This window comes from Acinetobacter bouvetii (assembly GCF_902753875.1).
Classification (GTDB): domain Bacteria; phylum Pseudomonadota; class Gammaproteobacteria; order Pseudomonadales; family Moraxellaceae; genus Acinetobacter; species Acinetobacter bouvetii_A.
This window is the reverse complement of the sequence record NZ_CADDTS010000040.1, coordinates 37,034-58,640: the sequence shown is the minus strand read 5'-3', so window position 1 is coordinate 58,640 and position 21,607 is coordinate 37,034. Positions and strand designations below refer to the sequence as shown.

The window sequence follows — 21,607 nt, the reverse complement described above, 5'->3', positions numbered from 1 at the left end:
AGAAATGAATCATCCTCAAAACCTGAACAAGATTTCGTTTCAGCCGATTGTTGACATGCAATTTCAAGGTCTGCACTGGATTGAAGCTTCGGCCGGTACCGGCAAGACCTTTACCCTGTCTAGTCTTATGGTGCGGATTTTTCTGGGGTCGTATCTGCCCAATCAGGTGATTGCCACCACCTTTACCCGTGCAGCCGCCGCAGAATTAAAGAACCGGATTCGGCTGCGTTTGGTCGAAACCTTGCGTTATTTTGACAACTGTCAAACCCTGACCCAGGCGGAAATTCAGGCCAAAATCGCGGCTGAATCTGATCCTTTATTTCAAAAAGTGTTGCAGGATTATGCCACGCGTGTTGATTTTGCCCGTGAACGTTTAAAACTGGTGATTGATCAGCTGGATGAACTGTTTGTTGGCACGCTGGACAGCTTTAGCCAGAAGTTATTACGCGAGTTTTCCTTTGAAAGTGGCAAAATTGAACGGGCTGATATTACCGATGATGCCAAAAGCTATACCCATCAGCTGATTCATGATGTCTTGCGTGAATGGATTCAGCTGCAACCGCAAAATGTGGTGAATTACTTACTGCTCAACCAAAAGTTGAAGTCGCAGGATGCTTACGTTCCGGTGGTGGAAAATAGCCTGAACTTTGCTTCGGCGCAGTTCCAGGAAGTGCAGGCGCCCGAGCTGGATTTAAACCAGTTTGAACGGCTGGTGGATGACTTTATCCAGCTGGATTTAAGCCTGATTCCCAGCTTAAGCGATTATTATTCGGAAGATGGACAATATCATGCGGTCATTGGTAAAAAATGGCGCACAGATGGCCTGATGCAACGCACCTTGTGTGAAGATTTACCGGCTTTTATTCAGGCTTTGGCTGAACAGCGCAGCTATGCCTTATTTGCCCCGCATTTTGAAAAGACCCTGAAAAATCTGACTGAACTGGCAACCAAAAAAGTCCTGAATAAATGTGCCGAAGAGGTACTGAATCAGTTTAATCAGCATGTCCTGATTCGAGCACTGAAACATTTTTGCGAGGCGCTATCCAAACTCAGTCTGGATCTGGATCTGCTGGATGCCTATCTCAAATTTTATTTAAGTCGGGAAGTCAAAAAACGATTGCCACAAGTGCTGCAGCAGAAAAGTGAAACCACTTTTGCCCAGCAAATTCGAACCCTTTCGGAAGCCTTGCAAGGCGAACAGGGGCTGCGTTTTGCCAAGTTTGTGCAGGCGCGTTATCCCCTGATTTTGGTGGATGAATTTCAGGATACCAACCAGGATCAGGACAATATGCTCGCGCGGATCTGGCGGGACCAGAAGCGCTATATGCAGGGCTGCATGATTATGGTCGGCGATCCGAAGCAGGCGATTTATGGCTTTCGTGGCGGCGACATGTTGACCTATAACAAAGCCCGTGCCGATGTCTTGTCCAAACAGGGACATGAATATAGCCTGCGCCACAATCACCGGTCGGTCAAAGTCTTGGTCCAGGCCGTGGATGCCTTGTTTCAGCGACAGATGGATTTTGGTGAAGAGGTGACGTATAGCCCGGTTGAAGCCGGTTCGCGTCCGCATCCAGCACTTATCGATGCAGTGGGTGAAAATCATCAGCCGCTACGCTGGTTATTACTGAATGATAAAAAGGATGAGTCGCTACAGGTGGCTTGGAAAATCCGCGATTTACTTAATCAGGGCATTGAAGAAAAACTCTATCTGGCAGAAAAAACCGGCCCCAAATACCTGATTGAAAACGACATCGCCATTTTATCAAAAAATCATGACGGTCTGGATAAAGCCCAATATGAACTGGAACGTTTAGGCATTCGAGTCAATCGTCCTTCCAAGCGCAGTGTGTTTGATCATGCTGTGGCCAAAGATGTCGGCGCCGTGCTCACGGCGATTATGCATCCTTATGATGAAGGCAAAATCAAGCGGGCTTTACTCAGCCGTTTATTGGGCTTTAATTTACAGCAACTGATGCAGCTGGAAGCCCAAGCCGATGGCTTAAGCCAGTTTATTTACGATTTCGACTGCATTCGTGAAATGTGGCTGGAAAAAGGCTTTTTAACCGCATGGCAATATTGTCTGAATTTATTTCAGGTCTGGAAAAATCTGGTGGCGACCCAGAGCCGGGATAATGAGCGCAGCGTGGTGAATTTACGCCATCTGACCGAGTTGCTCAGTCAGCACAGTGAACAGTATCAAGGTGCACAAAAGCTGTATCACTGGTATCTGAAACAGCTGCAATCTCCGGCAGAACGCGAGTGGGAACTGGAACGCAAACTGTCCAATGAGGCCGGGGTACAATTGATGACCATCCACCAGTCCAAAGGGCTGGAGTTCAAAATTGTGTTTTTATTGGGGGCAGACAAGCCACCCAAGGAAATGAATAAAACCCTGAATTTTTCCACCGTTGAGCATGTGCATCCGGTCACAGGAAAGGTGGACATTCAGCGTGTGGTTGCAGTGAATGACAAGCACTTGCTCGATCAAAGCGCGATTGATCAGCACAATGCCCGTGCTGTGGCAGAGCAGCATCGGCTCTGGTATGTGGCCCTGACCCGGGCCAGCCATCGGGTCTATGCCATGTTGCATGATCAGGAAGGCAAGTCCAATCATGGCTTGGCATTCTGGCGTGGGCAAGCTCCGGAAATTTTTAGCCATGCGGCCAGTGCAGATGAGGCGCTATTAAATGACAGGCCCATTAAGTTGCAGGCCAAGCATCAAGCTGAACCTCTACCTTTACAGGCTTTGGAGTTTCCGGCACAGCGGTTTTATCCACGTTCCAAAACCAGTTTTAGTGCCTTGGCCCAGCATTTAAGCCGTAAACAGGCCATGGATGCTTTGGCGGTTAATACCGAACAAATGTCCAGTGCCGCCGATGAAATCCATCTGCTTGAACCGGTTGAAACTGTGGCCACTCAGCCGCTGTCCTGGATCAAACGCAATTTCCCGATGGGCACAGTGGCAGGAACTTTCCTGCATGAAATTTTTGAACATATCGATTTTAAAGATCAGCAAGACTGGCCGCTGGAAATTCGCCGCCGTTTTAAAAATGATTATCCGGGTTTATGGTCAGAACTGACTACAAAATATGAGCAGGAATTTCAGCAAGCAGATGAAGAACAGCTGATTGGCTGGATGGGAGAATGGCTGGCAGAGGTGTTAACGACACCCTTGCATCAGAATTTCCAGTTGAATCAACTGGCTGAACATACATATCTGGCGGAATTTCCGTTTTATCTGTCCCTGTCGGATCATGTCTTAGCCATTCAGCGGATTCATCAGCTCTATGCAGAACATGGCATCGACATGCTGGATTTTAACCCGGCCAATTCGGCACGCTATCTCACCGGATCCATCGATTTGGTGTATTTTGATGGTCTGCACTATCACATCGCCGATTATAAAAGTAACTTTTTAGGTACAGATCAATCGCATTATCGGGATGGGGAAATTCGGCAGAGTATGTCGCAGGCCAGCTACTGGCTACAGGCCGGTTTGTATCTGGTGGCGCTGCATCGTTATCTAAGTGTACAGATGCAGGATTATGACATTAGCAAACATTTGGGCGGCGCAAGTTATCTGTATTTGCGCGGCATGAACGGGCAGGCCGAGCAGGGCTTTTATCACTGGAAGCCGGATGCTGAATTCATCCTGCGGCTTGATGCTATTTTGGGCTATTTTACTGAAGATAAAAGCAGCAAAATCGCCTGATGGGGCAAAATTAATGGCTTGTAAACAATAGATTAAGCTGTGGATAACTTTGAGGATAACTGTGTGGAAAATAAACAATATAAAGATGATCAAAGCGCTGAATGGATCAGCACTTGGAGTCGGTTTATTCGCCAGCAGCCTTTTAGTCACGCAGCACAGCAGGAAAATAGCAGCGATATTATTCAGCAAATTCTGGAAGCAGTTCAACAAGGGGATAGTTGTATTTCTGCAACTCAGGCACAGGCTGATACCCTGAATGATTTGGTGGTGCCGGTCGAGCAGATTCAAGAGCAGTTAGCTCCGTTTGTTTTTGATCATGATCGCCTCTACCTGTATCGCTATTGGGCATTGGAACAGTCTTTGGCACAGCAGGTGGCACGTTTAAAACAGCAACAGATTGACGCTGTGGATCTTGCTGCTTATCCGGATTTACTCACCGATCCATACCAACGGCAAGCCCTGAGCATGGTGGCGAAGCAGGCCTTGAATATCATTACCGGCGGACCCGGTACCGGAAAAACCTATACGCTGGCCAGGATTATTGCCGTGCTAAATCAGGCCATACCCAATATCCGTATTGCGATGGCAGCACCGACCGGTAAAGCGGCACAGCGCATGAAAGAAGCCCTGCAAAAATCATTGAATGATGAAAAATTGCAAGATCTGGTGACCGATGAACTCAAGCAGCTGAATCCGATCACCATTCATCGCCTATTGGGACTGGGAACCACCGCTCAACCACGTTTTCATGCCAAACAGACTTTACCTTATGATGTGATTGTGGTGGATGAAGCCTCGATGCTGGATCTCAGCCTGGCCAATATGTTGCTGTCAGCCGTGCCGGATCAGGCTCGACTCATTTTATTGGGTGATGCAGACCAACTGGCAGCGGTCGATGTTGGCTCAGTACTGGCGGATTTACAACAAGTTCCCGCTTTGGCTGAAAATCGGGTCAACCTTGTCACCAGCCGCCGTTTTAAAGAGGGGGCATTGATTGGGCAGATGGCAAAATTTATTCAACAGCCGCATCCGCAGCAATCTGGCGTTGCTTTACTTGAGCAGTTTGCCCTGCAGGTCGTTGCACCATCTGAAATTCAGTCTGTGCTGCTGCAAGATGCAATGCCAGATCAGATTCAGCTGGAATATCTGCCTGCCCAGTTGTCTCCGCAATCTGACCGGAGCGGGTATTATGACAAGCTGATGTTGGGTTATCAGGGTTATGTTGCTGTATTAAAAAGCTATTTAACCGCAGATGAACCTGAACTTTGGGTGTCGCATGTGATCAAAGTCTTTGATGATTACCGGATTTTAGCCGCTATTCGCCATGGTGCATTTGGTTTAAGACAACTGAATCAGCAAATGGAACAGCGTTTATTGGAAGCCTTGTCTTTACAGATGAGCAAGCAGGGAGACTGGTATGTCGGCCGGCCGGTGATGATGACTTATAACGATTATCAGCTGGGACTGTCGAATGGTGATATCGGAATCTGTTTTAAGCGCAGCCGCGATGGACAGTCGCAGTTTGAGGTCTATTTCCCCAGTCTGGAAAAATGGGTTCCTGCAACCCGCTTACCGAAAAACATTGAAACGGCCTATGTGCTGACGATCCATAAATCTCAAGGCTCGGAATTTACCCATACCGCCGTAGTTCTGGATGAAGCTGCAAAAAATCTACTTAGTACAGAACTGCTTTACACTGCAATCACCCGTGCCAAAAAAGTGGTGAGCTTATTGGCAGATACTGAGGCTTTGGTGCAATCATTAAGTATTAAAACCAGTAGACAAAGCGGCGTGTTAGACAAGCTTAATAATTTTTTAAATTGTTAATTAAAAATAAATAATTCTAATTTTTGTAAGTAAATGCTTACACTGATTCGAGAAATTAGCGCATAGAGCTTTATAAGTCTTTTTGAGATGATGGCTGCACATAAAAAGCTCAACACGGAAAGTTGGGTAATATCGCCATAACATAATAATAATGTCGAAAGACAGCGAACTTACAGTGAAGTAAGTGAAAGAGGAAACTTACAGCCGCTAAGCCTTGTAGTTTTGGGAGAGACTACAGGGCTTTTTTATGGCTAAAAAATGCTGTTGATGAAAAATCATATGGCATGATGTGACAATATTTGTCAGTTTTATGGTTTGTTTTATGTTTCGTTAGGCTGTAAATATACGCTTGTGTAAAGATAATACATGTATTTTAATTAAATTATTGTTTTTAAATATAATTTATGGGTGTTTTAATTACAGGAATAATAAGAAATATTAATTAATGTACGAAAAAACTTACAAGGAGATACGAAAAAGTCGACTTCTTTACACAGACCTTTGTGGCACAATTTGACACATAGGGACGTAAAAGTTAACACAAGGATTGTTAATAATAATAAGCGCATGAATGCGCAGATTACTATAATAAATAAAATAACAATAATTAAAATATAAGAAACTACAGCGCAAAAAAGCCCAAGCCTAGCTTGGGCTTTTTTTTATGCAGTTTATATATTTGCTGCTAAATAATTCAATTAGCATCTATTTTAATACTGTCATTCATTTGTGGAACTGCATTTCTGTTTGCATTTTAAGGTTGCATTAATAAGTTAAATTTAAAGATAAAAAATACAAAACCATTGCTTTATCAAGTAATTGATATAAAAAACTGAAAACAGCGTTCTCTTTTTGCAATCCCCCTGATTTTCCCTTAAAATAACGCACTTGCTGTAGTGATGCACGGCAGTCAATTGAGAAATCAATTGATTTTTATCAAATGTAATTTTTTAAGCATCTCGGAGAAATCGAATGGCTTTAACAAACGCAGATCGCGCAGAAATCGTAGCTAAATTTGCTCGCGCTGAAAACGACACTGGTTCACCTGAAGTTCAAGTAGCTCTTTTAACTGCCCAAATCAATGATTTGCAAGGTCACTTTAAAGAACACAAACACGACCACCATAGCCGTCGCGGTCTTATCCGTATGGTTAACCAACGTCGTAAGCTTCTTGACTACCTTAAAGGTAAAGATACTACTCGTTACAGCGATTTGATTGCTGCTTTAGGTTTACGTCGTTAATTCGATTAAACTTATTTTTTCGGACTATTGCATGTTAAGTGCTGTATGGCTGAAAATTAAAGTATACCTAGCTTTGCTTAGGTAATGGGGAAGGGGCGATTGTTTCGCTCCTTCTTTGTGTCTTAAATTCAAATTTTACTCTTTTTGGGTAATTAATTGTCTGGTGAGGTCGGCTTCTAAGCTTTGTCATTTAAAACTATGTTGTGAATGCCAAACCTTAGGGGTCTCCACTAGAATAATTGTTCACAAGAACTAGGAAAAATAAAACATGTCGATGTTTAATGTTATTCGTAAAGAATTTCAATATGGTCAGCACCAAGTTGTACTTGAAACTGGTCGTGTTGCGCGTCAAGCCAACACTGTTCTTATTACAATGGGTGGCGTAACTGTATTGGTTGCTGTTGTTGCCCAGCCTACAGCTAAAGCGGGACAAGATTTCTTCCCACTTACTGTAAACTATCAAGAAAAACAATATGCTGCGGGTCGTATCCCGGGTGGTTACGGTAAACGTGAAGGCCGTGCGTCTGAAGCTGAAACTTTAATTTCACGTTTGATTGACCGTCCAATCCGTCCATTGTTCCCAGAAGGTTACTACAACGAAATCCAGGTGACTGCGACTGTTGTATCTTCTGACAAAACCATGGACGCTGACATTGCTGCAATGTTGGGTACTTCTGCTGCACTTGCAATTGCTGGTACACCTTTCCGTGGTCCAATCGGTGGTGCACGCGTTGGTTTAATCAACGGTGAATACATTCTTAACCCAAATTTAGAGCAGTTAAAAGAATCTGACCTTGACCTTGTGGTTGCAGGTACTGAAGCTGCAGTATTGATGGTTGAATCAGAAGCGAAAGAACTTTCTGAAGACCAAATGTTAGGCGCTGTGCTTTTCGGTCATGACGAAATGCAAATTGCGATCCAAGCGATTAAAGAATTTGCTGCAGCTGCTGGCGCAACAGAGTCGACTTGGACTGCACCTGCGAAAAACGAAGACCTTCGTGCGAAATTGAAAGAAGCATTTGAAGCCAAAATCTCTGAAGCATACACAATCGCTGTTAAACACGATCGTTATGCAGCACTTGATGCACTTCAAGCTGAAGCTGTTGCTCAATTTGTTCCAGAAGAAGATGTTGACGGTATCGCCGACGACTTGAACGAATTGTTCGAAGACCTGAAATACCGCACTGTACGTGACAACATCTTGTCTGGTAAACCACGTATTGATGGCCGTGATACCAAAACTGTTCGTGCCCTTGACGTACAAGTGGGCGTATTAGATCGTGCTCACGGCTCTGCATTGTTCACACGTGGTGAAACTCAGGCGTTGGTAACAACAACTTTGGGTAATACACGTGATGCGTTGATGGTTGATACCCTTGCTGGTACTAAAACTGACAACTTCATGTTGCACTACAACTTCCCTGCATACTCTGTAGGTGAAACTGGTCGTGAATCTGGTCCTAAACGTCGTGAAATTGGTCACGGTCGTCTAGCACGTCGTGGTGTTCAAGCTGTTCTTCCAGCAGCTGACCGCTTCCCGTATGTGATCCGTATCGTATCTGACATCACTGAATCAAATGGTTCATCTTCAATGGCTTCTGTATGTGGTGCTTCTCTATCACTTATGGACGCAGGTGTTCCACTTAAAGCACCAGTTGCGGGTATCGCAATGGGTCTGGTGAAAGAAGGCGAGCGTTTCGCAGTACTTTCTGACATCTTAGGTGACGAAGACCACCTTGGCGACATGGACTTTAAAGTAGCCGGTTCTGCAAACGGTATTACAGCGCTTCAAATGGATATCAAAATCGAAGGTATCACTGAAGAGATCATGGAAGTTGCATTGAACCAAGCATATGCAGGTCGTATGCACATCCTTAATGCAATGAACCAAGTGATTTCACGCGCTCGTCCTGAAATTTCAATGCACGCGCCAACATTCCAAGTGATCAACATCAACCCTGATAAGATCCGTGACGTGATTGGTAAAGGCGGCGCAACAATCCGTGCGATCACTGAAGAAACTAAAGCAGCGATTGATATTGAAGACAATGGTACAGTTCGTGTGTTTGGTGAAACTAAAGCGGCTGCATCTGCTGCGGTTGCTAAAATCCAAGCGCTTACTGCTGAAATCGAACCAGGTACAATCTACACTGGTAAAGTGATTCGTATTGTAGAATTCGGTGCATTCGTAAATATTCTTCCAGGTACTGATGGCTTGCTTCACATCTCTCAAATTTCTAACGAACGTATTGCCAATGTTGCAGACGTATTGAAAGAAGGTCAGGAAGTGAAAGTACAAGTTGCTGACGTTGACAACCGTGGTCGTATCAAATTGACCATGAAAGACATCGAACAAGCTTAATTGTTCTAAGTCTTTAAAAAAGCCTTGAGTTTGCTAAAGCTCAGGGCTTTTTTTTATGGTTAAAATAAAATTCAAATGAAAAGAGGGGAACTTAGTTGTATGTTATGGCTTAATGTTGCAGCTCAGCCCATCTTTTTCACTCCATGGATGGATAAATTGTTGAAATTTCTATCAGCCCCACAAGAATAAAGCACACTAGAGAATTATTTTCATGCAGGTTTATTACTTTTACCAACATCCCACTGAACAGCATATTTTTGTACAAAAAGCGCCAAGTGCTGAAGCTGAACTTGAATTTGTATGGATTGACTGCACGCGTGAGGATGTGGTGAACCGTGCAGAGGCCTGGCAAAAAGAAATCTACCAGCATACCCAACTGGTATTAAATGAATTTCATCTCAAAGATATTCTCAACTTAGAACATCCTTGTGCTTTTGACACAATGGAAGATTACGATTTATTGATTTTCCGCAAACTGATTACTCCAGATGATGATATCAAATCAGGTGAACAAGCCCTTGAACAACATGAAAAGCTGTTTGGTTTAGCCACCACCCCGATCAGTTTTATCATGACCCCGCAGGTGCTGATTACCGTGCGTGAACAGGGGCATCGAGCCATTGAAAATTATATTTCCAAAATTGAGACCAACTTTATCCGTTCTGGGCAAGAACAGAATAAGTTGCGGAAAATTCCGCTTACGCCTCTGGATTTGGCTTTGCGTTTGTTAAATAGCATCGTAGATGGTTATCTGGATTTACGGGTACCACTGACCCGTCGGGTTGAGTTCTGGCAGCAAGAGTTGTTGCAAGGTCACCGTCGATTTACCAAGTGGGATCAGCTGTTACAGGAAAGTATGTCGTTTCAGCAGGTCGAAAATCTGTGTGAAGAACAGATCGATGCCCTGCAAGAACTGCGTGATGAAATTGTCGATAATTATCCGCATTTAAAAGGCAAGAAGAAGTCTGAACGTCAGGATATCATGCTGGTCCGTATCAATGATCTGGTTAGTCATGTTGGCCGGATTCAAAAGCATACGGTTCGGCTGCGTGCTTCCATTCAAGCGGCCATTGATTTACATTTTTCTGCCATTGCCAATCAGACCAATGAAAATATGCGGATTCTTGCGATTATCACTGCAATCTTCGCACCTTTGACTTTATTAACTGGTATTTATGGCATGAACTTTGAGTTTATTCCCGGATTAAAATCTCCCACCGGTTTCTGGAGCATGTTGATGGTGATGCTCATTACGACAGTCTTGTTGGTTTATTATTTTTACCGCAGACATTTGGTAGGACGAGGGGAAAAGAGCGTGATTGATTTGTTGGCTCAACAGCATAAAGATCAACACGTGAATCTGTTGTGGTTTTTAGATTATGAGCCGATTAAGCAATCTGTCAAAGTGACCATGAAAGAAGTAGAAAAATTAACCAAACTAAAATAACAGGGCTTTGGGATCATCAATGTGATTTAAAGCCCGGTTATTTAAAAACACAATCCAATTGAGACTGTCCAAGTCGACTTGGTTCATCAATCACGCTTCTTGTCGATGATAAGATTAGCTAGGCTGAATATTCTGTGTCAGTATTCTATAAATTTCATCTTTCATTTTGAGCTTCCTGCGTTTTAATGACTCAATATCATGATTGATCAGATTGACCGGATTGAGTTCAAGCTGAGTTATTTCTTTATCCAGATCCTGATGGCTCTCAAATATTTTCGCGAAATGAGGGTCATCATGGCGCAGTTTATGAATGAGTTCCTGATGTTCAGGAAACATTCTTTTGACTTTTTTATTACATTCCTTGGTTTTCATAAGTCTAGATTATTCTCCAGAGTTAGATTTTAGAAAAATTACCATATCCTGCGAGAAGCTTAGCATCCGCAAGATTTAGTAATCCAAGACGAATTAAGCATCTTTGAAATTTAGATGCTTGACCTGTTTACGTAATTGTTGCACTTCATCAATCAGATCTAACATCATTGCCACGGCAGAAAAACTGGCATCAAAGTCACGTTGTAAACGATAGGCACGACGGGCACGGGAAACATCGTCACCAAAGAACTGGTGAATGCGCGCTTCGGGACGAGTATTTAAAATATCGTATTCTAGAAGCTGCAGTACCCATTCTGGACTTTGTCCACATGCATCAGCAAAATGCTTTAAATCAAAACTATGCTGCTCATCAATGACTTCAGCCTGATTAAAATCATCACATACAATTTCACGATAATGAATAGTGCTCATGATGTTCTCCTTAAGCATTGCGCGGCTTAAAATTTGAAAAACTGTCTGCAAATGCCTGATAAGCCCGCTGCTCGTGCTCGTTGTGCACAGTAGGGTAGACAATATTTAAAACCAGATAGAGATGCCCCGGAATTTTGCTTGGAATACCTTTATCTTTTAAACGTAATTGCTGACCAGTTTTGGCATTTTTTGGCACATTGACCTGCAGTTTGGTACTTTCAGGTGTTTGTATTTCAATACTTTGTCCCAATGCGGCTTCCCATGGGGACACATTCACAGTGTAGTAAATATCAGCGCCTTCCACCCGAATTCGTGCGGTATCCTTATAGTGAATCTCGATATAAAGATCGCCATTTTTTCCGCCATTGACCCCACTTTGTCCTTGCCCCGTAAGACGGATGCTTTGTCCTTCTTTCATGCCTTTGGGGATTTTGACCTGTAAGGTTTTGCGCTGAACTTCAGGCTCGCCATAGGCATTTAGAGTTGGAATTTGTAAAGTGATATGCTGCGTTGTACCGTGATAGGCAATTTCCGGGTCAACTTCTATGCTGGCGTGCTGGTCTTCACCCTGATAACTACGCTGTTGCTGTCTTTGTTGGTTTTGATAATGGTAATTTCCTCCACCAAAGCCTGAGCCAAAACGGCCAAACAGGTCTTCAAAACCACTAAATTCTGAATGACCCTGTTGGTTAAATCCCTGACGGTAAAAATTGGACTGATCAAAACCCCCTGTACCTGTATGTGCACCAGATTGATAAAAGGCTTCAGGGTGATCGAGCTGAAAATCATATTCGGTTTTCTTTTCTTCATGACTCAACGTATCATAAGCCACATTAATGGCTTGCATTTTTTCTTCCGCATCCGTTTCTTTACTTACGTCGGGATGATATTTTCGAGCCAGTTTCCGATAGGCTTTCTTAATTTGATCTGGCGTGGCATTACGGTTAACGCCAAGAGTTTCATAATGACTTTTAGGCATAAAATGACAAGCTGAAATTGATTATCTTTTAATCATTATTATGTCTTTCATCAAACTGCAATAGTAGAGAACTGTACCTTATTGTTTCAAAAAATGACAAAAAAGGCTCCTGATCAGGAGCCTTAATAAATCTCTAGAAAGATTAATATTTAATCCATGTCACACTACGACCAATGACGGATACACCGACATAACCACGCAGGTTTAAGTGCTTGCCGCTGGCGCTAAGACGTGCTTTACCTTTATAAACTTTACCACTGATTGGATCGAGTATACGTCCGTTATTAAATTCACGTGGATTATCCGGATTTTGTTTAAAGCCCCAAACAAAAGGTAAGCCAATAAAAGGTTTGTTTTTTAATTCGCCTGGACAGTTAGAACATACAATCATTTTCTCTGTACCCGGTACGCTACGGGTCGCAACGATAACTCCTTCATAGGTTCCATCAGGTTTTTTACTAATTTCAACATCGGCACGTGAATAACCAGTACGGTCATCGATGGTTTTCCATTTGCCGACTATAAGATCATTGTCAGCAAAACTGAATGAAGAAAGTGCTGCTAAAATGATACCTGCAAAAATGCCTTTATATGAATTCTTCATCAACGTCCCCTTGAAATGAATCGTTTTTTAATTTTAGAGTAAAACGCCTAATTTATAGCGATAATCACATATAAAATCAAATGATTAAATTGATATACCTGTCACATAAATAAATGATTGTGCAGTTGGGTTTGTTTTTTATAAAAATTTTGATTAAAAAATCGGATCAGATGCTAAAAATTTTATCCCGTTAAGACTCGAACGAAATTTAATTGTGATGGAAATAAAAAAATCATGATTTAGAATATGATGAATCATGAGTGGTGATTTTATCATTTGATATATTTAAGTTAATAATATAAAAAATTTATTATTTAAATTATTTATAATTTCATGCACAAGCTTTTATCTGAAAAGGCTAAAAACTTGTGCTGATTAAAAAGCAGTTTAATCTACTCTAATCCAGGATACGGTTCGGCCAAGTAAACTGGTTCCGATAAAGCCACGTAAAGTCAGGACATTACCTCGTGCATTCAGGCGACCTTTGCCTCGATAGACATGACCTGAAAGTGGATCAAGTACCTGACCCCCAATAAATTCGTCGGATTTTTTAGGATTTTGTTTAAAGCCTGACAAAATAGGCAGTCCAATCAGTGGAGCATTTTTCAGTGTTCCCGTACATTTTTCACAAAACTCGATCGCGGTACGATTGGGAATTGCATGGACTTGGGTGATTGTGCCCACATAACTGCCATTGTCTTTTTTGCTGATGACAACGTCAGCACGTGCATAGCCAGTTTTATCATCAATGGCTTTCCATGTCCCCGCCAAATCAAGCGTTTTGGCATGAATAAACGGGCAGCTTAAAAGTAATAATATACTCAGCATTATTTTTGTGTTCATGTCGTTATTTCACTCAGTCATTTATTTTTATGCAGTCAAAATAAAAAATTATTTTGCTTTATTTGGGTTCGGAATTTTACTTTAAAATATTAATATTACAAGTTTATAAATTGTTATAAGAAAAATAATGTATTTTTTGCGAATAAAAAAGAGCAGCTTTTTAGTATAGCTGCCCTAATGTCATTGACCTGAATCAACTTAACTTAGATGTTTACCAAACAAACCAAAGGCTTCTTCTGCGGTAAATGTGTAGCGGGTGCTACAGAACTGGCAATCCATAGTAATCGGATTTTGAAATTCCAGCGTTTCACGGACGGCTTCTACCCCAATTTGCAATAGGGCATTGGCACAACGTTCTCTAGAACAGGTACAGCCAAAGCTTAATTGTTCTGCTTCAGGCAAGCGGACATCTTCTTCATTGTACAAACGGTACAGAATTTCAGTCGGTTCCAGATCGGTCAGCTCTTCCGCTTTTAAGGTTTCAGTCAACATGGTCAGACGCGGCCACAGGTCTTCATCTACACGTTGCTGTTCCTCTTCGCTATTGCGTGGCAGGAGTTGAATCAGCAAGCCACCTGAGCGTTCAGTGGTGCTGGCCAGAACAATTTTTGTCGGGATTTGTGCAGATAAATCATAATATTGCATCAAACAACCGGCCAAAGTTTCGTGTTCTAGGGCAATGATCCCCTGATAGCGTTCACCAAATTCAGGTTCAATATTAATAAACAGCACCGGATTCACCAGGGCATTCAACACCGTGCTGCTGTTTTCTGCCTGAAAGAAGCGAGGATCTTCTTCATAGTCAGCAGATGCACGTAGCTCGCCTAAATGGTTGCATTCCGCCATTGCCCATTTGAATGTGCCCGCTGCCTGAATTTGCAGGCTGATCCGGCCTTTAATTTTCAGGGTACTGGCCAGCAAGGCTGTAGCACTGAGCATTTCCCCCAAAAGGATCTGAATCGCCTGTGGGTAATCACGTTGTGCCAGAATAGTTTGAAACACATTTTCCAGATGCACCACTTCACCACGAATCGGGCAATTTTCAATATAAAAGCGTTGACGTAATTCAGACATAAATTTCTCCAATAGCCCGTGTTAATGGTGTCTATATTGTAAAACACAAGCTAGTTACTATCATCTCTTGTGACATCAATGCGCTGATGTGCTAAGCCGCGTTGCAAATTGACGCCTGTCGGTTCTTGACGAATCTGGGCATCGCTTTCAAATAAGTGTTCCAGTTCGGCCAGTGCATTACGATGGGTTTCATAAATCTTCTGTTCATCGGTATAGACCCGTTGTTGCTGAATCAATAATTTTTCATCGTAATCACGGAACAGTTCAATACTTTTGTAAGCATCAGCTTCACTGATATCCAGTTCACGCAAAGCCCGGTAGGCCATACCCAGTGAGGACAGATAGGTTTCTCGCCAGATATGTTCGACGCCTAAATCCCGCAGCAGATGCACATGATGGCGGTCACGGGCACGAACCAGAAGCTTCAGCTGAGGATAGTTTAAGCGAATATGGCGTGCCACATTCATTGAATCTTCAATATCATCAATAGCTAAAACAAAAACCTTGGCATGCGCTATACCAGCAGAACGCAAGATATCTGGTTGCGTTGCATCCCCATAGTATAACGTACCGCCATACTTTCGTACGAAATCGACTTTTTCTAAATTACTGTCAATCGCGGTAAAGGATTGATGCTGTAAATGGGCAATCCGGGCAATAATCTGTCCAAAACGGCCAAAGCCGGCAATGATCATGGGATTATGTACGTCCGGAATCTCATCATACACCGGTGCTTTTTCTTTATCGATAACAGGAATGATCCAGCGACTGATCAGCCAGTACAACAGCGGCGTCAGGACCATGGAAAGGGTCACGATCAGGGTTAGCGGTTCAAGTATGCTCTTGGTGAGGACCTGTTCACTGCTGGCCACTTTAAACACCACAAAGGCGAATTCACCGCCTTGCGCCAGACAGGTCGCAAGCAGCAAACTGTTACGCCATGAATATTTTAAATAACGGGCAATGGTGGTCAGGGTGAGGCTTTTGACTAGCATGAGAATCAGTGCACCGCCAATGATCAGCCCTGGCATATCGACCAACAGTGACAGCTGTGTGGTCATACCGACGGTCATAAAGAACAGACCTAAAAGCAGCCCTTTAAAGGGCGCAATACTGGCTTCCAGTTCATGGCGGAATTCAGAGTCGGCGAGCAGTACCCCAGTCAAGAACGCGCCCAAAGTGGTACTAATACCCAGCACATCCATCAGTGCCACCACGCCCAAGACAATAAATAAGCCCACCGCTGTAATCAGTTCATGGGCACCACTTTTCGCGACAAAACGGAAAAAGGGCCGCATCATATAACGGCTAAACAGGAACAGGCCGCTAAAGGTGGCAATAATCGCAGCGAAATAGGCAATCCCATGATGGGTCGATTCATTGCCGGCCAATAAGGGAATAATGGCCAGCAGCGGAATTGCCGCAATATCCTGAAACAGTAAAATGGAAAACGATTGTTGTCCGAAGGTGGTATTGAGTTGCTGCTTTTCTGCAAGCAGTTGTAGTAAAAATGCGGTAGAAGATAGCGCCAGTGCCATGCCAATCACAAAGCTGGCGGCTAGGTTTTGCTGTAAGGCAAAAAATGTCACTATGGCCAGGATGATGCCGGTGATTCCGACCTGTAAACTGCCCATCATAAAGATGGATTTACGCATTTCCCAAAGCCGCTGTGGGCGTAGTTCCAGACCAATAATGAACATCAGTAAAATGACGCCAAATTCCGCGAGTTCCTGAATGGCTTCAGGGTCGCTGGCCAGATTCAGAACACTGGGGCCGAGTAGAATCCCTGTAAACAAATAGCCGAGTACCGTGGCGATTCCAAAGCGCTTGGCTAAAGGAACCAGAAGCAACGAAGCTCCCAGGAAAATCGTAATTTGTAACAATAACGACATTGGTCTGTCCTAGTGTTTATTTTTAATGTCAAAAAATCAGGCAAATAAAGCAGCTGAACTTAGCTTAATTCTTGAGGATCTATATCTAGTGTAAGTTTCATGGTTGAAGGCTTTTGATGCAACATATTTTGCCACCAAGCACGCATATAAAAGTGTAATCGGGCACGATCTTGTGACAAGAGCACCATATGCGCCTGATAACGTCCGGCTTTGCGCTCCATCGGCGCGGGAATGGGACCCCAGATATCAATCAGGTTCTCAGAAACCTGTCTTAAGGCCTGAGCCTGCTGCTGCAAAAATGCCTGATTCTGTTCCTGACTTTTCGATTCACAGCGAATGAGTGCGGCATAGCGAAAAGGCGGTAATAAAGCCATCTGACGTTCTTTTAGGGTCTGCTGGGCAAAATGACGGTAATCTTGCTGAATCAAGGTATTAAGTAAAGGATGATCTGGGCGAAGGGTTTGCAGATAGACTTCACCTTTACGTTCGCCGCGTCCTGCGCGTCCAGCGACCTGTACAATCAGTTGCGCCGTGCGTTCGGTGGCGCGAAAATCGACACTGAGTAAGCCGGAGTCTATATCTAAAATCGCCACTAAAGTGACATAAGGAAAGTGATGTCCTTTGGCCAGCATTTGCGTGCCGAGCAAAATCACCGGTTCACTTTTTTGAATCTTGTCATAAATTTTTTGCCAGCTGCCGACCCGACTGGTCGAGTCGCGATCAACCCGGATCACCTCAAAGTTGGGAAAAAGCTGTTGCAGCTGTTCTTCCACTTTGGCTGTGCCCATACCTATCGATTTCAGTTCGTTATGATTGCACTGCGGGCAATGCTCCGGCATGCGGTGAATGGTGCCGCAGTGGTGACAATGCAAATGCTGATAGGGTTGCCGATGCACGGTAAAGTTGGCATCACAATGCGGACACTTGGCTTGCCAGGCACAGCTTTCACAAATCAGCACTGGCGCATAACCACGGCGGTTCAGGAATACCAAAACCTGTTCTTTTTTATCTAGTCGTTTTTGCATTTCATCAATCAGGCTTTGACTGATGCCATTTTGTTTTTGGGCAATTTTCAGATCAATCAGATGAATCTTGGGCATGACTGCCACACCTGCACGCTGATTGAGTTCCAAACGGGTCATTTTCCCGGATTCAACCAGTGCATAACTGTCAATGCTTGGCGTGGCTGAACCTAAAATGATCGGGCAGCTCTCCAGATGGGCACGATACATCGCCACGTCACGGGCATGGTAGCGGAAGCCTTCTTGCTGTTTGAAGGACAGGTCATGTTCTTCATCGAGAATGATTAAGCCCAGATTCGGCAGCGGGGTATAAATGGCAGAGCGGGTGCCTAAAATAATCGAGGCTTTACCAGTTTGTGCGGCTTGCCAGGCTTGTAAACGTTTCGAGTCATTTAGTCCGGAATGCAGCAACACAATATTGCCATGAAAACGAGACTGGAAACGGCTAATGGTTTGTGGTGTTAACCCAATTTCAGGGACTAAAACCAAGACCTGTTTGCCCTGTTTCAGCACCTCTTGCATGATTTGCAAATAGACTTCGGTTTTACCACTACCGGTTAAGCCATCGAGTAAAAAAGCCTGATATTTTTTCTGGGCTTTCAATACCTGTTGTATGGCTTTCTTTTGATCATCATTGGCCGTGAGCGGCATTTGTGCCAGAGTCACGGGCTGTGAGCTAAAATCCTGATTCTCTAAAACACATTCCACAACAGCTTTTTTTTCTAAAGCTTTCAGTGTCGCTGTTTCAATGCCGGCCAGATTTAAGATATTTTCAGTGGTGCCTTGAGGATGTAATTTCAGGATTTTATAGGCTTCTTGCTGTTTTTCAGAACGTGTCAGTTTGGCTTCGGCAGTTAAATCCAGAACTTTCCACATCCGCGCCAATAAATTGTAGGGTTTGCCCTGACGTAAAAAGGTCGGTAGGGCGGTCTGGAACACTTCGCCCACCGGAAACTGATAATACTGCGCTGACCAGTTTAATAAATTCAAGATTTTGGCATCTAAAATAGCCTGATCATCCAGCAGTTCAGTAATGGCTTTGAGCTTAAAGCGCGGATCAATCGGGGTATCGGCAGTCAGTTTTTCAACAATAATCCCGACCAAATTCTGTCGTCCAAACGATACGGCAACCCGCGCACCGACTTCAGCCTGTTGATATTGTTCAGCGGTGAGCAGGTAATCGAAGCAGTCATAAATATGCACCGGTACGGCAACACGAATACGATAAAGGTCAGTTGAAGTCGATGTGGTATTTGGCATAAATAAGGGTGCAATGGTCCTGATCAAATTTCGTCGTGCTCAAGATCGAGTTATGTTAGAGTGAGCAAATCATTCATGTTGAAGAATATGAATGATTTTGGTGGTCAGACGCAACAGCGCTGAAGCAAATTTTAGAAAATTAGAGCATCACAATGCCTGCATATCAATTTACTGCCATTGATGCTTCAGGGAAGCAGCAAAAAGGCGTGTTAGAAGGGGATTCTGCACGTCAAATCCGTCAACAGCTCAGAGACAAAGCGCTGATTCCGGTAACGGTCGATCCGGTTGAGCAAAAAGATAAGCATCATTCCGCAGGCTGGTTTCAGAAAAAAATCACGGCCTATGATTTGGCGCTGTTTACCCGGCAACTTTCAGTTTTGGTGGCAGCAGCTATTCCGCTGGAAGAAGCACTTCGAGCGGTGGGAAAGCAAAGTGAAAAAGCCCATGTGCAAAACTTATTGATGTCGGTGCGTTCCAAAGTACTGGAAGGACACTCACTGGCCAATGCCTTGCAGCAATCCGGACGTTTGCCGGAATTGTATATTGCCACCATCGCGGCCGGGGAGCGTTCCGGACATCTCGATCTGATTCTGGACCAGTTGTCAGATTACACTGAAAACCGTTTTGCCATGCAGAAAAAAGTGCAGGGCGCGATGATTTATCCCATTATTTTGATGCTGATGTCCTTTGCTATTGTCATGGGACTGATGACCTATGTCGTGCCTGACATTGTCAAAACCTTTGACCAAAGCAAACAGGCCTTGCCGTGGATTACCGTGGTGCTGATGAAAGCCAGTGATTTTATTCGGGTGGCTTGGCCATTTTTGCTGGTGGCGAGTGTGGTGGGTTTTATTGTTCTGGCGCGTTTTTTAAGAACAGCAGCCGGTCATTATGCATTTGACCGTTTAACCCTCAAATTGCCATTATTTGGTAAATTATCGCGTGGTATAAATGCAGCACGTTTTGCCAGTACCTTGTCCATTTTGACCCAGTCCGGCGTGCCTTTGGTGGATGCCCTGAAAATTGGGGCAGCAGTCAGTAATAACTGGGTGATTCGGGATTCGGTCAATCTGGCGGCAGAAAAAGTCACCGAAGGCGGCAATCTGGCTACACAGCTGGAGCGCAGTGGTTATTTCCCACCGATGATGGTACAAATGATCAAAAGTGGTGAAGCCTCGGGCGAGCTGGACCGGATGTTGCAGCGTGCCTCCACCATGCAGGATCGGGAAGTGACCACACTCATTTCAACCTTGCTTGCCTTGCTTGAACCACTGATGCTGGTACTGATGGCCAGTATTGTGCTGGTGATTGTGATTGCGGTCATGCTGCCGATTGTGAATATGAATAATATGATTTAAGCCATTTTTATAAAGATAATGATTTTACGAGAGAGAAATATGCACGGTAAAAACTATCAAGCCAAGCAGACTGGCTTTACCCTCATTGAAGTGATGGTGGTGATTGTGATTTTGGGTGTATTGGCAGCCCTGATTGTTCCGAATGTGATGGGACGTGGTGAAAAAGCCAAGGTAGATACTTCTGCCATTACTTTAAAAGGGGTGGCCGGGGCTTTAGACCAATATAAACTGGATAATGGTAAATACCCATCCATGCAGGATGGCGGTTTAGATGCTTTGGTGAATCAGCCGGCTTCTGCGAAAAACTGGATGCAGGGTGGTTATGTCAAAGGTGGCTATCCTAAAGACAGTTGGGACAATGATATTCAATATGTCATTCCAGGTGCTGATGGTCGACCATTCGATTTATATTCATTTGGTGCCGATGGCAAAGAAGGCGGTGAAGGTACGGATGCCGATATTTATTATCAGCCTTAATTGAGAATCATTATTTATTTTCAGTTGATAGAATATATCACTTCACTGAATTGGATTATTCAATACAAGGTGAAGTGATAATAAATCTTAATTATAAAAATAATATTAAATATTTGAATTTAAATATAATTACATAATAATGTTTATTTGAGATTTATAATAAGAATTATTTCCATATTTGATGGTTACAATAATCATGAATCGTGAAGAAAAATAGGCTTTCTATTTATCCAAAAGCTTGCATAATGTTCCTAAGGACAATCATTTAGTATTAGGGGGATGGAATGAAAGCATTAATAATTTCAGATGAAATCAATCAATTTCATTGGGCAATGCTCAAATCTGTTCTTTTAATTTTGAGTTTGCTTCCAATGAGTCAGGGTATTCTAACTTTATGGAATGCTACCGAAGGAAGTAGCCAGATTATGGTAGGCTTTTTTGCCATCAGCCTATTTAGTGCATTATTTGTATTGTGTTTCTGGTCTGCATTAAAAGCAACCGTCTTAAATTTAAAACAAGAACAACCTTCAGTTTTAGAACAAGGTGTCGTGAAAATTTATCGTTATATTCCGATGCTGTTTTTAACCGGCATGATGTCGTATTTAGTGACCCAGTTATAAAAGCAATGAAATAAAAAAACCGAGGCATTGACCTCGGTTTTTTTTCAGTCTTATTTTCCCTCTCCTTTTGGAGATGAGAAG

The 21,607-nt window shown here is 43.4% G+C and carries 16 protein-coding genes; 8 read left to right on the top strand and 8 right to left on the bottom strand.

Annotated elements, in window-relative coordinates; all coding sequences use genetic code 11:
• The first annotated feature begins 4 nt into the window (after positions 1–4).
• From FB6_RS11930 to FB6_RS11910, 5 genes are all read left to right on the top strand, one after another.
• Positions 5–3,715, top strand: coding sequence for a UvrD-helicase domain-containing protein (locus tag FB6_RS11930; protein ID WP_174560200.1), 3,711 nt, complete (start codon positions 5–7; stop codon positions 3,713–3,715).
• A gap of 63 nt (positions 3,716–3,778) precedes the next feature.
• Entirely contained in the window at positions 3,779–5,542 is a 1,764-nt protein-coding gene (recD, locus tag FB6_RS11925; protein WP_174560199.1) for an exodeoxyribonuclease V subunit alpha, read from the top strand.
• Between the two features lie 972 nt (positions 5,543–6,514).
• Complete coding sequence (gene rpsO, locus FB6_RS11920; protein WP_174560198.1) at positions 6,515–6,784, top strand: 30S ribosomal protein S15; 270 nt, start codon at positions 6,515–6,517, stop codon at positions 6,782–6,784.
• Positions 6,785–7,058: 274 nt separating this feature from the next.
• Positions 7,059–9,146, top strand: coding sequence for a polyribonucleotide nucleotidyltransferase (pnp, locus tag FB6_RS11915; protein WP_174560282.1), 2,088 nt, complete (start codon positions 7,059–7,061; stop codon positions 9,144–9,146).
• A gap of 211 nt (positions 9,147–9,357) precedes the next feature.
• The gene (locus FB6_RS11910) at positions 9,358–10,593 is read left to right on the top strand and encodes a magnesium transporter CorA family protein (protein ID WP_174560197.1); all 1,236 of its coding nucleotides are present in this window, start codon (positions 9,358–9,360) and stop codon (positions 10,591–10,593) included.
• 114 nt (positions 10,594–10,707) lie between these two features.
• On the opposite strand, the gene FB6_RS11905 is transcribed toward FB6_RS11910, so the two are convergent.
• From FB6_RS11905 to FB6_RS11870, 8 genes are all read right to left on the bottom strand, one after another.
• The gene (locus FB6_RS11905; protein ID WP_174560196.1) at positions 10,708–10,965 is read right to left on the bottom strand and encodes a YdcH family protein; all 258 of its coding nucleotides are present in this window, start codon (positions 10,963–10,965) and stop codon (positions 10,708–10,710) included.
• Between the two features lie 93 nt (positions 10,966–11,058).
• Positions 11,059–11,397: a chaperone modulator CbpM gene (locus FB6_RS11900; protein WP_174560195.1), complete on the bottom strand. Its 339-nt coding sequence runs from the start codon at positions 11,395–11,397 to the stop codon at positions 11,059–11,061.
• A gap of 10 nt (positions 11,398–11,407) precedes the next feature.
• Positions 11,408–12,376 carry a DnaJ C-terminal domain-containing protein gene (locus FB6_RS11895; protein WP_174560194.1) on the bottom strand — a complete coding sequence of 323 codons (969 nt, stop codon included), beginning with the start codon at positions 12,374–12,376 and terminating at the stop codon, positions 11,408–11,410.
• A 142-nt stretch (positions 12,377–12,518) separates the two neighbouring features.
• Positions 12,519–12,980 (bottom strand): DUF2147 domain-containing protein, encoded by a 462-nt coding sequence (locus tag FB6_RS11890; protein ID WP_174560193.1) that lies wholly within the window; start codon positions 12,978–12,980, stop codon positions 12,519–12,521.
• Positions 12,981–13,367: 387 nt separating this feature from the next.
• Positions 13,368–13,823: a DUF2147 domain-containing protein gene (locus FB6_RS11885; protein ID WP_174560192.1), complete on the bottom strand. Its 456-nt coding sequence runs from the start codon at positions 13,821–13,823 to the stop codon at positions 13,368–13,370.
• Between the two features lie 198 nt (positions 13,824–14,021).
• A complete protein-coding gene (locus FB6_RS11880; protein ID WP_174560191.1) occupies positions 14,022–14,897 on the bottom strand; it encodes an Hsp33 family molecular chaperone HslO in 876 nt (291 codons plus the stop codon).
• Between the two features lie 50 nt (positions 14,898–14,947).
• Positions 14,948–16,789, bottom strand: a complete 1,842-nt coding sequence (locus FB6_RS11875; protein ID WP_174560190.1) for a monovalent cation:proton antiporter-2 (CPA2) family protein — start codon at positions 16,787–16,789, stop codon at positions 14,948–14,950.
• A 59-nt stretch (positions 16,790–16,848) separates the two neighbouring features.
• Positions 16,849–19,071: a primosomal protein N' gene (locus tag FB6_RS11870; RefSeq protein WP_174560189.1), complete on the bottom strand. Its 2,223-nt coding sequence runs from the start codon at positions 19,069–19,071 to the stop codon at positions 16,849–16,851.
• Positions 19,072–19,223: 152 nt separating this feature from the next.
• On the opposite strand from FB6_RS11870, the gene gspF reads away from it, so the two are divergent.
• The 3 genes from gspF to FB6_RS11855 all read left to right on the top strand — a co-directional run bounded on the left by gspF (position 19,224) and on the right by FB6_RS11855 (position 21,526).
• Positions 19,224–20,429, top strand: coding sequence for a type II secretion system inner membrane protein GspF (gene gspF, locus FB6_RS11865; RefSeq protein ID WP_174560188.1), 1,206 nt, complete (start codon positions 19,224–19,226; stop codon positions 20,427–20,429).
• Positions 20,430–20,468: 39 nt separating this feature from the next.
• Positions 20,469–20,906, top strand: a complete 438-nt coding sequence (gene gspG, locus FB6_RS11860) for a type II secretion system major pseudopilin GspG (RefSeq protein WP_174560187.1) — start codon at positions 20,469–20,471, stop codon at positions 20,904–20,906.
• Between the two features lie 284 nt (positions 20,907–21,190).
• Positions 21,191–21,526: a hypothetical protein gene (locus tag FB6_RS11855; RefSeq protein ID WP_174560186.1), complete on the top strand. Its 336-nt coding sequence runs from the start codon at positions 21,191–21,193 to the stop codon at positions 21,524–21,526.
• Positions 21,527–21,607: the final 81 nt, after the last annotated feature.

What these genes read in the sequence shown, in the direction of transcription:
- pnp (WP_174560282.1), top strand. Translation starts at nt 7,059, where the DNA reads ATGTTTAATGTTATTCGTAAAGAATTTCAATATGGTCAGCACCAAGTT.
- gspF (WP_174560188.1), top strand. Translation starts at nt 19,224, where the DNA reads ATGCCTGCATATCAATTTACTGCCATTGATGCTTCAGGGAAGCAGCAA.
- FB6_RS11870 (WP_174560189.1), bottom strand. Translation starts at nt 19,071, where the DNA reads ATGCCAAATACCACATCGACTTCAACTGACCTTTATCGTATTCGTGTT.
- FB6_RS11930 (WP_174560200.1), top strand. Translation starts at nt 5, where the DNA reads ATGAATCATCCTCAAAACCTGAACAAGATTTCGTTTCAGCCGATTGTT.
- FB6_RS11895 (WP_174560194.1), bottom strand. Translation starts at nt 12,376, where the DNA reads ATGCCTAAAAGTCATTATGAAACTCTTGGCGTTAACCGTAATGCCACG.
- FB6_RS11885 (WP_174560192.1), bottom strand. Translation starts at nt 13,823, where the DNA reads ATGAACACAAAAATAATGCTGAGTATATTATTACTTTTAAGCTGCCCG.
- FB6_RS11875 (WP_174560190.1), bottom strand. Translation starts at nt 16,789, where the DNA reads ATGTCGTTATTGTTACAAATTACGATTTTCCTGGGAGCTTCGTTGCTT.
- FB6_RS11890 (WP_174560193.1), bottom strand. Translation starts at nt 12,980, where the DNA reads ATGAAGAATTCATATAAAGGCATTTTTGCAGGTATCATTTTAGCAGCA.
- FB6_RS11855 (WP_174560186.1), top strand. Translation starts at nt 21,191, where the DNA reads ATGAAAGCATTAATAATTTCAGATGAAATCAATCAATTTCATTGGGCA.
- FB6_RS11880 (WP_174560191.1), bottom strand. Translation starts at nt 14,897, where the DNA reads ATGTCTGAATTACGTCAACGCTTTTATATTGAAAATTGCCCGATTCGT.
- FB6_RS11900 (WP_174560195.1), bottom strand. Translation starts at nt 11,397, where the DNA reads ATGAGCACTATTCATTATCGTGAAATTGTATGTGATGATTTTAATCAG.
- FB6_RS11910 (WP_174560197.1), top strand. Translation starts at nt 9,358, where the DNA reads ATGCAGGTTTATTACTTTTACCAACATCCCACTGAACAGCATATTTTT.
- rpsO (WP_174560198.1), top strand. Translation starts at nt 6,515, where the DNA reads ATGGCTTTAACAAACGCAGATCGCGCAGAAATCGTAGCTAAATTTGCT.
- gspG (WP_174560187.1), top strand. Translation starts at nt 20,469, where the DNA reads ATGCACGGTAAAAACTATCAAGCCAAGCAGACTGGCTTTACCCTCATT.
- FB6_RS11905 (WP_174560196.1), bottom strand. Translation starts at nt 10,965, where the DNA reads ATGAAAACCAAGGAATGTAATAAAAAAGTCAAAAGAATGTTTCCTGAA.